The organism is Pseudonocardia sp., assembly GCF_025965585.1.
Lineage (GTDB): Bacteria > Actinomycetota > Actinomycetes > Mycobacteriales > Pseudonocardiaceae > Pseudonocardia.
Genome location: NZ_JAOPWR010000348.1, coordinates 1 through 13,354, shown reverse-complemented (window position 1 = coordinate 13,354; position 13,354 = coordinate 1). Strand labels below are relative to the sequence as shown.

At 72.5% G+C, this 13,354-nt stretch carries 13 protein-coding genes; 3 read left to right on the top strand and 10 right to left on the bottom strand.

The genetic code is table 11. From position 1 onward, the window contains the following. Window positions 1–78: 78 nt before the first annotated feature. From JWR81_RS21230 to purD, 3 genes are all read right to left on the bottom strand, one after another. Window positions 79–1,194, bottom strand: a complete 1,116-nt coding sequence (locus tag JWR81_RS21230) for a pyridoxal phosphate-dependent aminotransferase (RefSeq protein WP_297655680.1) — start codon at window positions 1,192–1,194, stop codon at window positions 79–81. Between the two features lie 161 nt (window positions 1,195–1,355). Next, the gene (locus JWR81_RS21225) at window positions 1,356–2,024 is read right to left on the bottom strand and encodes a hypothetical protein (RefSeq protein WP_297655678.1); all 669 of its coding nucleotides are present in this window, start codon (window positions 2,022–2,024) and stop codon (window positions 1,356–1,358) included. 279 nt (window positions 2,025–2,303) lie between these two features. Further along, window positions 2,304–3,569 carry a phosphoribosylamine--glycine ligase gene (gene purD / locus JWR81_RS21220; RefSeq protein WP_297655675.1) on the bottom strand — a complete coding sequence of 422 codons (1,266 nt, stop codon included), beginning with the start codon at window positions 3,567–3,569 and terminating at the stop codon, window positions 2,304–2,306. A 111-nt stretch (window positions 3,570–3,680) separates the two neighbouring features. Here purD and JWR81_RS21215 point away from each other — a divergent pair, with 111 nt between their 5' ends. Next, complete coding sequence (locus JWR81_RS21215) at window positions 3,681–4,763, top strand: glycerophosphodiester phosphodiesterase (protein ID WP_297655672.1); 1,083 nt, start codon at window positions 3,681–3,683, stop codon at window positions 4,761–4,763. Beyond that, window positions 4,760–5,032, top strand: a complete 273-nt coding sequence (locus tag JWR81_RS21210; protein ID WP_297655669.1) for a hypothetical protein — start codon at window positions 4,760–4,762, stop codon at window positions 5,030–5,032. The genes JWR81_RS21215 and JWR81_RS21210 overlap by 4 nt, the downstream gene beginning before the upstream one ends. 141 nt (window positions 5,033–5,173) lie before the next feature. On the opposite strand, the gene JWR81_RS21205 is transcribed toward JWR81_RS21210, so the two are convergent. Then, a complete protein-coding gene (locus JWR81_RS21205; protein ID WP_297655667.1) occupies window positions 5,174–5,446 on the bottom strand; it encodes a UBP-type zinc finger domain-containing protein in 273 nt (90 codons plus the stop codon). Window positions 5,447–5,492: 46 nt separating this feature from the next. Here JWR81_RS21205 and JWR81_RS21200 point away from each other — a divergent pair, with 46 nt between their 5' ends. Beyond that, window positions 5,493–7,061 carry a Na+/H+ antiporter gene (locus JWR81_RS21200; RefSeq protein ID WP_297655664.1) on the top strand — a complete coding sequence of 523 codons (1,569 nt, stop codon included), beginning with the start codon at window positions 5,493–5,495 and terminating at the stop codon, window positions 7,059–7,061. A 202-nt stretch (window positions 7,062–7,263) separates the two neighbouring features. On the opposite strand, the gene JWR81_RS21195 is transcribed toward JWR81_RS21200, so the two are convergent. From JWR81_RS21195 to JWR81_RS21170, 6 genes are all read right to left on the bottom strand, one after another. After that, window positions 7,264–8,196, bottom strand: a complete 933-nt coding sequence (locus tag JWR81_RS21195) for an alpha/beta fold hydrolase (RefSeq protein ID WP_297655661.1) — start codon at window positions 8,194–8,196, stop codon at window positions 7,264–7,266. Between the two features lie 7 nt (window positions 8,197–8,203). Continuing rightward, window positions 8,204–8,713, bottom strand: a complete 510-nt coding sequence (locus tag JWR81_RS21190) for a phage holin family protein (protein WP_297655658.1) — start codon at window positions 8,711–8,713, stop codon at window positions 8,204–8,206. 99 nt (window positions 8,714–8,812) lie between these two features. Then, complete coding sequence (gene nhaA / locus JWR81_RS21185; RefSeq protein ID WP_297655653.1) at window positions 8,813–10,027, bottom strand: Na+/H+ antiporter NhaA; 1,215 nt, start codon at window positions 10,025–10,027, stop codon at window positions 8,813–8,815. An 86-nt stretch (window positions 10,028–10,113) separates the two neighbouring features. Further along, entirely contained in the window at window positions 10,114–10,542 is a 429-nt protein-coding gene (arfB, locus tag JWR81_RS21180; protein ID WP_297655649.1) for an alternative ribosome rescue aminoacyl-tRNA hydrolase ArfB, read from the bottom strand. A gap of 28 nt (window positions 10,543–10,570) precedes the next feature. After that, the gene (gene acs, locus JWR81_RS21175; protein ID WP_297655646.1) at window positions 10,571–12,541 is read right to left on the bottom strand and encodes an acetate--CoA ligase; all 1,971 of its coding nucleotides are present in this window, start codon (window positions 12,539–12,541) and stop codon (window positions 10,571–10,573) included. 140 nt (window positions 12,542–12,681) lie between these two features. Then, window positions 12,682–13,314, bottom strand: coding sequence for an acetate uptake transporter (locus tag JWR81_RS21170; RefSeq protein WP_297655643.1), 633 nt, complete (start codon window positions 13,312–13,314; stop codon window positions 12,682–12,684). Window positions 13,315–13,354: the final 40 nt, after the last annotated feature.

Genomic DNA, 13,354 nt, shown 5'->3' with positions numbered 1-13,354 from the left:
GCGATCCGCGGCTCGCCGGTGATCGGATCAGCGCCCGGCGTGTCGACGGCGGCCATGCGGCGGAGCGTAGGGCTCGCGCTACCGGTTGATCCAGGTCCCGAGCCTGCGCAGGGCCTCCTCGACGTCCTCGGTGGCCCCCGCGCACGACAGCCGGATCCAGCGCCCGCCCTCGACCGGGTCGAAGTCCAGCCCGGGCGCCACGGCCAGGCCGACGTCGGCGAGCAGGCGGTAGACGAGGTCCATCGAGTCCGACGTGAGGTGCGAGACGTCCGCGTAGACATAGAACGCGCCGTCGGGCGGCGCCACCCGGGTGAAGCCCAGCCGGGCCAGGCCGTCGAGCAGCAGGCCGCGGTTCACCGCGTACCGGGCGACGTGGGAGTCGGCCTCGGCGTAGCTCGACGCGGCGAACGCCCCCAGCGCCGCCTGCTGGGCGAGCGCGGGCGGGCAGACGGTGAAGTTGCCGGCCAGGCAGTCGGCCGCGCGCAGCAGCCGCGGCGGCATCAGCAGCCAGCCCAGCCGCCAGCCCGTCATCGAGAAGTACTTCGAGAACGAGTTGACGACGATCGCCTCGCGCGAGGTGCTCCACGACGACGACGTCGCGGGCGAGTCCTCGTAGGAGATGCCGTGGTAGATCTCGTCGCTGATCAGCTGGACGCCGGTGCCCTCGCACCAGGCCGCCAGCTCGGCGAGCTCCGACGGGGCCATCACCGTGCCGGTCGGGTTGGCCGGGCTTGCGATGATCAGGCCCTTCACCGGCTCGTCGAGCGCCTCCAGCATCGCGACGGTGGGCTGGTAGCGCGTCTCCGGCCCGCACGGCAGCTCCACGACCTCGCAGCCCAGCGCCGCGAGGATGTTGCGGTAGCACGGGTAGCCGGGACGGGCCATGGCCACGCGGTCGCCCGCGTCGAACGCCGAGAGGAACGCGAGCAGGAACCCGCCGGACGACCCCGTGGTGACGACGACCTGACCGGCGGGCACGTCGAGGCCGTAGGTGCGGGCGTAGTGGGCGGCGATGCTCTCGCGCAGCTCGGGGATCCCCAGCGCCACCGTGTAGCCGAGCACGTCCTCGGAGATCGCCCGGGTGGCCGCCTCCCGCACCGCCACGGGGGCGGGCGTCGAGGGCTGCCCGGCCGAGAGGTTCACCAGGTCGCCGTGGGTGCGCTGGCGCTCGCCCGCCGCCGACCAGACGTCCATGACGTGGAACGGGGGGATCTGCGCCCGGCGGGCCGCCGCGGGGATGAGGGGGTGCGTGGTCACGCTCCGAGCCTATGCGGAGCCGGATCCGCGAACGGCCGTCCACGTCGCTCGGACGTGGACGGCCGCTGCAGCGCGCAGGGGCACCCCTGCGAGGTCGATCAGATCAGGCCGGTGAGCAGACCCGAGGTGGAGGCGACGTCGGGCACGGACGGGAGGGAGTCCGTACCGGGCAGCGACGGCAGGGACGGCGTCGCGTCCGTGCCCGTCGAGTCGTCGGTGCTCGGCTGGGCGTCCGAGCTCGGCAGCGAGTCGGCGCTCGGCACGGAGTCCGTGCCCGGCAGCGACGGCAGCGCGTCGGCGCTGGGCAGGGACGGCAGAGCATCCGTTCCCGGCAGCGACGGCAGCGAGTCCGCGGCCGGCAGCGACGGCAGCGAGTCCGCGCTCGGCAGCGAGTCCGCGGCCGGCAGCGCGTCCGTCCCCGGGAGCGACGGCAGGCTGTCAGCGCTCGGCAGGGACGGCAGGGCGTCTGTGCTCGGCAGGGACGGCAGGGACGGCAGCTCGAACGACGTCAGGTCCGGCAGCGACGACACCGAACCGAGGCCGGGCAGCGACGGCAGGTCGGGCAGCCCGGCGGCCGGCAGGTTGAGGGCGGACGCGGCGCCGGCGAGCGAGTCGTCGACGGTGTGGGCGACCGGAGCCGGCGCGGCGGCGTTGGCGGGTCCTGCGACGGCGAGCAGGGCCACCGGGGCCCCGATCACACCGAGCGCGATCCGCCCGGCGGCAGCCGCGTGGCGGCCGGGGAGGGCGTGGCGTGCGTGGTTGGTCATGGGAAGTCCTCAGTCCTCGGGGGAACGACCGGCACCCGGAGGGAGAACCGCTGTCGGCCATCACGGGGAGCGACGACGATGTGGATCACCCTCGGGTGCCACGGACCCTCTCGGGCTGCCGCCGACCTCGCAAGTCGCGCGTCGCCACGGTAAGCGAGCGCTTATACGCCTGAACGGGGGCACGACCTCGCCCTTTCGCCACGAAAGCCCCCGATTCAGCGACACGGAGAGCCACCCGATCGAGTGACAACCCCGACGCTCGCCGATCGTCATACACACTCAGCCCACGGAGGGCACCGCGATCTCGCCACGGATGGCGCGCGCCGCGATGTCGGTGCGATGGTGCGACCCAGCGAGATGCACACCCTCGAGCCGGCGGTAGGCGTCGTCGCGGGCGCCTTCGAGGTCGGTGCCGGTGCCGACCACCGACAGCACCCGCCCGCCGCTGGACACCACGGCGCCGTCGTCGCGCCGGCGCGTACCGGCGTGCAGCACGCCGTCGGCCTCGGCCCCGGTGATGACGTCGCCCAGCCGCGGCGTCCCCGGATAGCCCTCGGCCGCCACGACGACCGTGACCGCCGCCCCGTCCGACCACTGCGGCGCGGGCTCGTCGGCCAGCTTCCCGGTGGCGGTGGCGTGCAGCAGCCGGGCCAGCGGGGTGCGCAGCAGCGCCAGCACCACCTGCGTCTCCGGGTCGCCGAAGCGGCAGTTGAACTCCACCACGGCGGGACCCTTGGACGTGAGTGCCAGCCCCGCGTAGAGCAGCCCCGAGAACGGCGTGCCGCGCTTCGCCAGCTCCGCCGCGACGGGCGCGACGACGTCGGTGACCAGGTCGTCGGCCAGTGTGGGCGGCGCCCACGGCAGTGGGGCGTAGGCGCCCATCCCGCCGGTGTTCGGGCCGGAGTCGTCGTCGCCGACGCGCTTGAAGTCCTGGGCAGGCAGCAGCGGCACCACCGTCGCCCCGTCGACGAGGCAGAACAGCGAGACCTCGGGCCCGTCGAGGAACGACTCGAGCAGCACGGGGTGGCCGCCGTCGAGCAGGGTCATGGCGTGGGCACGGGCGAAGTCGAGATCGGAGCTCACCACCACGCCCTTGCCTGCGGCCAGCCCGTCGTCCTTGACGACGTAGGGCGGTTCGAAGCGGCCGAGCGCGGCGTCGAGGCGCGCGGGGTTGTCGACGATCTCAGCGGTGGCGGTGCGGACCCCGGCGGACGCCATGACGTCCTTGGCGAAGGACTTGGAGCCCTCGATGCGGGCGGCCTCGGCGCCGGGACCGAAGCACACGACCCCGGCGGCACGCACGGCGTCGGCCACGCCCGCGACCAGCGGCACCTCCGGCCCGACGACGACGAGGTCGGCCTTCCAGTCCAGCGCCAGTGCGGCGACCGCCTCCGGGTCGGCGACGGCGACGCCGCGCTGCTCGGCCACCGCGGTCGTGCCTGCGTTGCCGGGTGCGCACGCCAATGCGGTCACCTCGGGGTCCTGCGCCAAGGCGAGGACGATGGAGTGCTCTCGGGCACCGGATCCCACTACCAGGACGCGCACGACCGGAAAGCCTAGATCCCCGCTCCTGCACGGCGACGGCCGCGTCGGTCGTTCACCCGCTCGATGCGGCACAGACCCCTGGCCGTGACGAGCCGGTCGTGGCGAGAAGGCATGATTCCCGCCGTGGATCCTGGCCCCCGACCCACCGATCTCGTCGAGCGCACCCCCGTGGTGATCGGTCATCGTGGCGCATCCGGCTATCGGCCCGAGCACACACTCGCCTCCTACGAGCTGGCGGCGCGGATGGGGGCCGACTACATCGAGCCCGACCTGGTCATCACCGCCGACGGCGTGCTGGTGGCCCGGCACGAGCCGGAGATCAGCCGCACCACCGACGTGGCGTCGCTGCCGCATTTCGCCGACCGGCGCGCCACGAAGACCGTGGACGGCGAGGTGTTCACAGGCTGGTTCGTGGAGGACTTCACCCTGTCCGAGCTGCGGACACTGCGCGCAGTCGAGGGCATCCCCCACCTGCGCCGCAACAACACGATCTACGACGGGCACTACGGGATCGCCACGCTCGACGAGATCCTGGCGCTGACCGCGCGCCTGACGTCCCGCCTTGGCCGCCGGATCGGGATCTACGCGGAGGTCAAGAACCCCACCTACTTCGCGGGGATCGGGCTGCCGCTGGAACAGGCCATCGTCCGCGGGCTGCGGGACGCCGGGGTCGACGCGCCCGACGGCGCGGTGGTCGTCGAGTCGTTCGAGACGGCGTTCCTGCGCACGGTGCGCGACGAGCTGAGCGTGCCGATCACGCAGCTCGTGGAGAGCGGCACCGCTCCGGCGGACCTCGCCGCGGCCGGTGACCCTCGCACCACGGCGGACATGGTCACCCCGGAGGGCCTCGCGGACATCACGACCTACGCCGACGGCCTGGGCCCCGACAAGGACCTCGTCATCCCCTGCGACGCCGACGGCAAGCTGGGCGCGCCCACCCCGCTCGTCGTCGACGCGCACGCGGCCGGGCTGCTCGTGCACGTGTACACGTTCCGCAACGAGAACCGCTTCCTGCCTGCCGATCTGCGCCGCGGCGACGACCCGACGAACTACGGCGATGTCTTCCGCGAGTACGCGGCGTTCCTGGCGGCGGGTGTCGACGGGATGTTCACGGACAATCCCGACACGGCGGTGGCGGCGCGTGGCCTGCTGTCCGGGTCGCCCGCCCGGGAATCGTGGATGATGGCCGGGTGACCGACGTCGAGGACCGCACGCGCCGCACGCGGTCGCACCAGTTCGCGGGCTCCGCCGCCCTGGTCCTCGCCGTCGGAGCCCTCTTCGTCTTCCTCTGGGTCGCCCCGGTGAGCATGGCCCTGATCGGGATCGGCAACCTCCTCGCCGCCCGTGGGATCAAGGCCGACGGTGCAGTGCCACTGCCGGCCAAGGTGCTCATGATCGTCGGAGGCGTGGGGTTCCTCGGCTTCGTCGTCGCGCTCGTCGTCCGTGCGATCGGCGCGTCCTGATCACGGGGGCGCCGGTTCCCGGCGGCCGCCCCGTACCAGCGGGCCCGCCTGCTTGACGCGACGCAGCGCCGGCCTGGGCGACGCGTTCCTCGTCGCGGGCGCGGCGGTGCGCCAGGAGGGGCGGACCGGGCCGGGCGCGACCTAGACGATCCGGTGGTCCTCGTAGCACCACCGCCAGGTCTCACCCGGCTCGAACGAGCGCATGACCGGGTGACCGGTGGCGCGGTGGTGCTCCGTGGCGTGCCGGTACGGGCTCGAGTCGCAGCAGGCGACGTGCCCGCACGACAGACACATCCGTAGATGTGCCCAGACGTGGTCGCCGAGTGCCTGGCAGTCCTGGCACTCCTTCTCGGACCCGGGCCGGGGCTCGAGCCATGACGGGGCCTCGAACTCGGTGGTGTGTGCGCATGTCATCGTGGTCCATCCTGCTCCTCGTGACACTCGTCCGTGGGACCAACCCGTGAACACCGAGCTGAGCCTCGTCGCTCTCGTCGTCGCGGCCCTCGCGATCACCTGGCTGTGCCGGAGACTCGACATCTCCGCGCCGCTCGTCCTGGTGGTCGCCGGCATCGCCGCCTCGTTCCTGCCCGGGGTCGAGGCCATCCAGTTCGACCCCGACATCGTCCTGCTCGTCGTCCTGACGCCGCTGCTGTACTCGGCGGCGCTCGAGTCCTCCTACCTGGGCATCCGCGCCAACCGACGGCAGATCGGCCTGCTCGCGGTGGGCCTGCCGGCCTTCAGCGCCGTGGTCGTGGGCCTCGTGGCATGGCGGGTGGTGCCGGGCCTGTCGCTGCCCGCCGCGCTCGTGCTCGGCGCCGTGGTGGCCCCTCCCGACGCCGTCTCCGCGCTGGCGGTGGGGCGCAGGCTCGGGCTCCCCCGGCGCACGATGACGATCCTGGGCGGCGAGAGCCTCGCGAACGACGCCACGGCGCTGACGCTGTTCCGTGTGTTCGTCGCGGTCGCGGCCGGCACCGCGATCTCCCCGATCGGGGCGGTGGGGATGTTCGTGCTGGCCGCGGCGGGCGGCGCGGCCATCGGGTACGTGATCGGCTGGGTCGTGCACTGGGTCCGGCGCCGGCTCGACGACCCGGACATCGAGAGCGCGCTCGGGCTCATCGTCCCGTTCGCGGTGTACCTGGTGGCCGAGGAGGCGCACACGTCGGGCGTGCTCGCCGTCGTCGTGGCGGGGATCTACCTGGGGCACCACGCCCCCGACAGCGGCTACGCAACACGGCTGCAGGAGCAGGCGGTGTGGCGGGCGAGCGACACGATCCTAGAGTCGGTGGTCTTCGCCCTGATCGGGCTGCAGCTGACCACGGTGGTCGCGCAGGTCGGGAACCTCGTCCCGCTGCTCGTCACAGGGGTGGTCGTGACGCTGGCGGCGGTGCTGGCGCGGATCGTGTGGGTGTTCCCCAGCACGTACCTGCCGCGCGTCCTGTCCCGGAGGATCCGTGAGCGCGAGCCCCGTCCGCCCTGGCAGGTGCCCGCCGTGATCTCGTGGTCGGGGATGCGCGGCGTGGTCACGCTGGCCGCGGCGTTCGCGATCCCGCCCGAGGTCCCGGGCCGGGAGACGATCGTGTTCCTCGCGTTCTTCGTGACGGTGGCGACGCTGCTGCTGCACGGGCTCACGCTGCCCACCGTGATCCGCAGGCTCGGGGTGCGGGAGAAGGGGGGCCAGGCCGACGTCCTCGCCGAGGCGCAGGCGCAGTACGACGCCGGGCTCGCGGCCATCGGCAGGCTCGACGAGCTGACCGGCGACGCCGACCAGGCGCCCGCCATGGTCAAGAAGCTGCGCTTCCTCAGCCAGCAGAGCGCCAACTCGGTGTGGGAACAGCTCGGCAGGCCCGACTCCGAGGCGGGCGAGAGCCCGAGCGCTGCCTACCGCAGGCTGCGACGGGAGATGCTCTACGAGGAGCGCCGGACGTTCGTCGACCGCCGCGACTCCGGGGCCATCGACGACGAGGTGCTGCGCCGCGTCCTGCGCAGGCTGGACTTCGAGGAGGCCATGCTCAGCCGCGACGACGCCTGACGCGACTCGACACGCCTGGCGCGTGACTCGACACGCCTGGCGCGCGAGTCGGCACGATCCGGCGCGCGGGTCAGCACTGCCCGGCCTGCGAACCGGCCGTGCGTACACGTGAGCCGGGCACTGGGTGCGCGCCAGTCGGTGCATCCGTGCTCGCGAGTCGGGACATCCGCGCCCGCGGGTGGGTACGCCGATCCGCTCGCGCTCAGGACCTCAGGAACGCCGTCAGCAGCCCGTTCACCACCCGCGGACGTTCCTGGTGCGGGAAATGGCCGGTGGCGGGCAGGACCTCGAGGGTGTGTCGCTCCCCCGCCCACCGCTGCGACGCCGCCGCGGTGCGGACGAGCAGGCACGGGTCGTCCGCACCGTGGATCTGCAGCACCGGCACCTCGGGCGGACGGGCGACGGCCGCGGCGAACCGCCGTCCCTCGACTCGCACCTGCGAGCGCAGCGCCCACCGGTAGTACTCCATGGCGCTGTGCACCACGCCCGGCACCTGGATCGCCGCCCGGCAGCGCGCGACGGCGGTGGCGAAGTCGTCGGTGGCCGCCCACTCGGAGCCGGCCCAGCCACGCAGGATCCGCTCGACGCGGGCGCCGTCGTGGGCGCGCAGCGAGCGCTCCGGCCAGCGGGGCAGCTGGAACCCCAGCGCGTACGAGACGGTGGCCCGGCCCTGCCCGCGGACGTCGCGCACCACCGACGACCGCAGGGCCAGCGGGTGCGGCGCGCCCATGACGGTGAGCGACGCGACGAGCCGTGGGTGCAGGGCGGTGAGCGTCCAGGCGACGAGGCCGCCCCAGTCGTGCCCGACGACGCGCGCGCGCGGCTCCCCGAGGGAGCGGATCAGCCCGGCGACGTCACCGGCGAGCGTCCAGAGGTCGTAGCCGCGCGGAGGCTTGTCGGAGTCGCCGTACCCCCGCAGGTCCACCGCGACGGTGCGGTAGCCGTGGGCGGCGAGGTGGGTGAGCTGGTGGCGCCACGACCACCAGAACTCCGGGAAGCCGTGCAGCAGCACCACGAGCGGGCCCTCGCCGCACTCGGCGACGTGCAGCCGGATGCCGTTGGCCGACACGGCATGGTGGGACCACGGTCCCGGGATCCGAACCGACGACGGGTCCGGCCCGCCTCGCGGACGCACCGCGGACTCAGCGGAAGCCGTGGCCGTTCAGCTCGGGGGTGGCCACGTCGCTGCTGCTCCGGCCGCGATGCGAGAGGACCTGGGCGGAGTCCTTGAGCGAGGAGATGGTGCGCTCGGGCTTGCGGATCTTGCGCACGCGCTGGTAGCCCAGCAGCCCGAACAGCGCCGCGCCCAGGATCATGACCCCGAATATGATGCTGAACGCGGCCCAGCGCGGCAGCCAGATGGCGAGCACCTCGCCGAGGGCGAAGAACAGGAAGAACAGGCTGAACAGCGCGATCACCAGCGCGATGACGAAGAAGATGCTGCCCTGCAGCCCCTTCTTGACCTCGGCGGTGACCTCGGCACGGGCCAGCTCGACCTCGGCGCGCACCAGTGTGGAGACGTGCGCGGTGGCCTCCTTGACGAGAGCGCCGATGGACTGCTCGCCCGCAGGCGTCACGGGCTCCTTCGCGAGCGGGATCGACGGCAGCACCGGAGGGACCTCCGCGCCGTCTGCGCTGGTCGGGCTGGCCACAGTGGTCCTCCTGCTCGTCGTCTCGCTGCATCGATGATCGGGACGCCATCCTTCCACGGCCAGTGCGCGGATGCCCGATCAGGACGGCGTCGCGTCGCGTCATCCCTCGGTCGTGTCCGCACGCGCCGCGTGGACGCGCCCGCGCCGGACGAGCATCGCCGCCCCGAGCAAGGACGCCGCCGCCGAGGCGATGAGCACGGCGGCCTTGGCCGCGTCGAGGACCGGACCCCGGTCGGACAGCGACAGCTCGGCGATGAGCAGGCTGACGGTGAACCCGACGCCACCCAGCATCGAAACGGCGGCCATGTCCCGCCAGCCCAGGCCCCGGGGCCGGCAGGCGGGGGTGACGCGGATGGCGAGCCAGGACGCGCCGAAGATGCCCACGACCTTGCCCACCAGCAACGCGGCGATGACCGCGAGCGAGACCGGGTCGGTGAACACCTCCCGCAGCGCCGACGGCCCGACCGGCACACCCGCCGCGAACAGCGCGAACACGGGAACGCACAGGCCCGCCGACCAGGGTTGCAACCGATGTTCCAGCCGCACCGCGGGCGCGTGCTCCTCGCCGTCGTCAGGACGGACGCGGGTGAGCAGGCCGAGCAGCACCCCGGCGATGGTGGCGTGGATGCCGGCATCGTGCACCGCGATCCACGTGGCCGTGCCCAGCGGCACGTAGATCCACCACGCGCGCACCCGGCGCCGCTGCAACCACCAGTACAGCGCCGCGAGCAGGGCGGCGACACCCAGCGTCACCAGGTCGAAGCCCGAGCTGAAGACGAACGCGATGACCGCGATCGCCCCGAGGTCGTCGGCCACGGCCAGCCCGAGCAGGAACACGCGGGCCGTGACGGGCAGCGCCGAGCCGGCCAGGGCGAGCACCCCGAGCGCGAACGCGATGTCGGTGGCCACGGGAATGGCCCACGCCGTCTCCATGCCCGGCGCGCCACCGCCCACCACCAGCGCGATCCCCGCCGGCACCACCATCCCGCCCAGTGCGGCCGCCACGGGCAGTAGCGCCTGCCGGACGCTGGACAGCTCGCCGACGACCAGCTCGCGTTTGAGCTCCAGCCCGACCACGAAGAAGAAGATCGCGAGCAGGCCGTCGGTGGCCCACTGCGTGAGCGTCAGGTCGAGGTGCAGGGCGGCCGGGCCGACGACGGTGGCCCGCATGGCCCGGTAGGCGTCGGACCACGGTGAGCTGGCCCACAGCAGGGCGACGGCAGCGGCAGCGAGCAGGACGACCCCGCCGACGGTCTCGGTACGGAGGTAGCGGGCCAGCTCGCCCACGGGGGCGGTGAGGCGGCGTGCGATCACGGGCGGCTCCGGCAAGTTGGTACGGCTGATGACCTTGCCGACCAGACTTCCCGGCGCACCTTTACAGACCCTGACGGAGGAACACCCTAGTCGTCGGGTCGTCCGCGCAACCGCTTGATCTGCCCGCGCCGCGTCTTGGCGTCGAGCCTGCGCCGCGTGGAGCCCTTCGTGGGCCTGGTGGGGCGGCGCTTCGGCGGATCGGGCGCGGTGGCACCGCGGAGCGTCTCGGCGAGGCGCTCACGGGCGGCGTCGCGGTTGCGGAGCTGGCTGCGGAACTCGGATGCGGTGATGGTCAGCACGCCGTCGACGAGCCGACCTCCCAGCCGGGCGAGCGCGCGCTCACGCAGGGACTCGGGCACCGACGGCGAGCGGGCGACGTCGAACGAGAGCTCGACCCGCGAGTCGGTGGTGTTGACGCCCTGCCCGCCCGGGCCCGAAGCACGCGAGAACCGCCAGTGCAGCTCCCCGGCGGGCAGCACCAGCGGTCCCCGTACGTGGAGGTCGTCCTCGGCCATGCGGTGAGCATGCCCGAGGCCGCGTCGTTCAGTCCTCCGACTTGCCTTCCTTCAGGCCCGACGAGATCAGGTCCATGACCGTGGAGTCGGCAAGCGTGGTGACGTCGCCGATCTCGCGGTTCTCCGCGACGTCGCGCAGCAGCCGGCGCATGATCTTGCCCGAGCGGGTCTTGGGCAGCTCCTCGACGACCATGATCTGGCGCGGCTTGGCGATCGGCCCGATCTCCTTGGAGACGTGGTCGCGCAGCGCCTTGATGGCCTCCTCGCCGCCGTCCTTGGCCGCGTTGCCGCGCAGGATGACGAACGCGACGATGCCCTGGCCGGTGGTCGGGTCGGACGCGCCGACGACGGCCGCCTCTGCCACCGTCGGGTGGCTGACCAGCGCCGACTCGACCTCGGTGGTGGAGATGCGGTGGCCTGAGACGTTCATGACGTCGTCGACCCGGCCCAGCAGCCAGATCGCGCCGTCGTCGTCGTACTTCGCCCCGTCGCCCGCGAAGTAGTAGCCCTGGTCGGCGAAGCGCGACCAGTACGTCTCGCGGTAGCGCTCCTCGTCGCCCCAGATGCCGCGCAGCATCGACGGCCACGGCTGGTCGAGCACGAGGTAGCCGCCCTCGCCATTGCCGACGGGCGTGCCGGACTCGTCGACGATGGCAGCGCCGATGCCCGGCAGCGGACGCATGGCCGAACCGGGCTTCGTCGCGGTGACGCCGGGCAGCGGGGCGATCATCATCGCGCCGGTCTCGGTCTGCCACCAGGTGTCGACGATCGGGCAGTTGTCGTGCCCGATGTTCTGCCGGTACCACATCCAGGCCTCGGGGTTGATCGGCTCACCGACAGTGCCGAGCACCTTGAGCGAGGAGAGGTCGTACTTCTCCGGGATCTCCTTGCCCCACTTCATGAACGTGCGGATCAGCGTGGGCGCGGTGTAGTAGATCGAGACGCCGTACTTCTGGATGATCTCCCAGTGCCGGCCCTCGTGCGGGGTGTTGGGCGTGCCCTCGTACATGACCGACGTGGCGCCGTTGGCCAGTGGCCCGTAGACGATGTAGCTGTGGCCGGTGACCCAGCCGATGTCGGCGGTGCACCAGTAGACGCTCTCGCCCGGCTTGTGGTCGAACGCCACGTTGTGGGTGTACGCGGCCTGGGTGAGGTAGCCGCCGGAGGTGTGCAGGATGCCCTTCGGCTTCCCCGTGGTCCCCGAGGTGTAGAGGATGTAGAGCGGGTGTTCGGAGTCGAAAGCCTCGGGGGTGTGCTCTGCCGACTGCCTGTCGACGATGTCGTGCCACCAGACGTCGCGGCCGTCGGTCCAGGGCACGTCGGTCTCGGTGCGCCTGACGACGAGCACGTGCTCGATCGACGGGGTGTCCTTGACCGCCTCGTCGGTGTTCTCCTTCATCGGAGCCGGCTTGCCGCGGCGGTACTGCCCGTCGGAGGTGATCAGCAGCTTGCACTCGGCGTCCTCGATACGGGCCTTCAGCGCACCCGGGGAGAACCCGCCGAACACCACGCTGTGCATCGCGCCCAGCCGCGCGCAGGCCAGCATCGAGATCGCGGCCTCGGGGATCATCGGCAGCTGGATCGCCACCCGGTCGCCCTTGCCGACGCCCAGCTCGGTGAGCGCGTTCGCCGCCTTGGAGACCTCGTCCTTCAGGGCGGCGTAGGTGATGGTGCGCGAGTCACCCGGCTCACCCTCCCAGTGGAAGGCCACGCGGTCGCCGTTGCCGGCCTCGACATGCCGGTCGACGCAGTTGTACGCGACGTTGAGCTGTCCGCCCACGAACCACTTCGCGAAGGGCGCATCCCACTCGAGGACCGTGTCCCACGTCTTCGACCAGCTCAGCCGCTCGGCCTGCTCGGACCAGAACGCGTCGCGGTCGGCGTCGGCGCGGTCGTACCACTCGGCGGTGGCGTTGGCCTGTGCCGCGAACTCCTCGCTGGGCGGGAAGCTGCGGCTCTCGGTGGACAGGTTGCTTAGCGTCGCTCCGGACTCGGCCATGTCTTCGTTGCCTCCTGGGTCCTGCGGCCACCGGACGGCCTCGACCGGTGGGCACTCGTCGTGTCGAACGCTAGTGGCCGATCATCCTCCGCGCACCGTCAGGACGGGCAGGACATCGGCTCGACCTGCGGGTGTGCCCCCTATCGGGCCCAGACCGGAAGGACGGCTCGCTTCCACGTCGCGTTGACGACGCCGGCGCAGGACGCGTACCAGGCCAGTACTGCCGTGATCAGCCCGAAGATGCCGCCCACGACACCGATCCCGGACGCGCCGGCGAACTCGGCGATGGTGAGCAGCAGGAACGTCATGAACAGGGCCACGAGCACCGCGGCCACCGCCCCGCTGACGCGCACCGCGGCGATCGTCATGTAGCCGGTGAAGATCGTCCACGCCAGCAGGAACAGCCCCGTCACGGTCCCTGCCTGCGCCGCGGGGATCCCCGGGGCCACGAACTGCACGTAGGCCGCGAACGACAGCCAGAACGCGCCGTAGGAGCTGAACGCCACGGCCCCGAACGTGTTGGCCTTGCGGAACTCCCACATGCCGGCCAGCAATTGTGCGATGCCACCGTAGAACAGTGCAAAGGGCAGCACGACGCGTTCCAGCGACGTCGGCAGGATGCCGGCGTTGAACACGCTCAGCACGAACGTCGTGGTGGCGAAGGCGGCGAGCCCCAGCGGGGCCGGGTCCGCGATCGCGTCGGTGGCGGCGGCCCGCACCGGGGGCGTGGCCTCGGCGGCCGTGCCCTCCTTGGCCTCGACCGAGCTGGACATCGTCCATCCCCTTACCGGCCACGACGTCCGCGACCGGCAC

Bases quoted from the DNA above. Each gene is read 5' to 3' on its own strand.
- JWR81_RS21215 (WP_297655672.1), top strand. From the start codon at position 3,681: ATGATTCCCGCCGTGGATCCTGGCCCCCGACCCACCGATCTCGTCGAG.
- arfB (WP_297655649.1), bottom strand. From the start codon at position 10,542: ATGGCCGAGGACGACCTCCACGTACGGGGACCGCTGGTGCTGCCCGCC.
- JWR81_RS21230 (WP_297655680.1), bottom strand. From the start codon at position 1,194: ATGGACGTCTGGTCGGCGGCGGGCGAGCGCCAGCGCACCCACGGCGAC.
- JWR81_RS21170 (WP_297655643.1), bottom strand. From the start codon at position 13,314: ATGTCCAGCTCGGTCGAGGCCAAGGAGGGCACGGCCGCCGAGGCCACG.
- acs (WP_297655646.1), bottom strand. From the start codon at position 12,541: ATGGCCGAGTCCGGAGCGACGCTAAGCAACCTGTCCACCGAGAGCCGC.
- JWR81_RS21205 (WP_297655667.1), bottom strand. From the start codon at position 5,446: ATGACATGCGCACACACCACCGAGTTCGAGGCCCCGTCATGGCTCGAG.
- JWR81_RS21225 (WP_297655678.1), bottom strand. From the start codon at position 2,024: ATGACCAACCACGCACGCCACGCCCTCCCCGGCCGCCACGCGGCTGCC.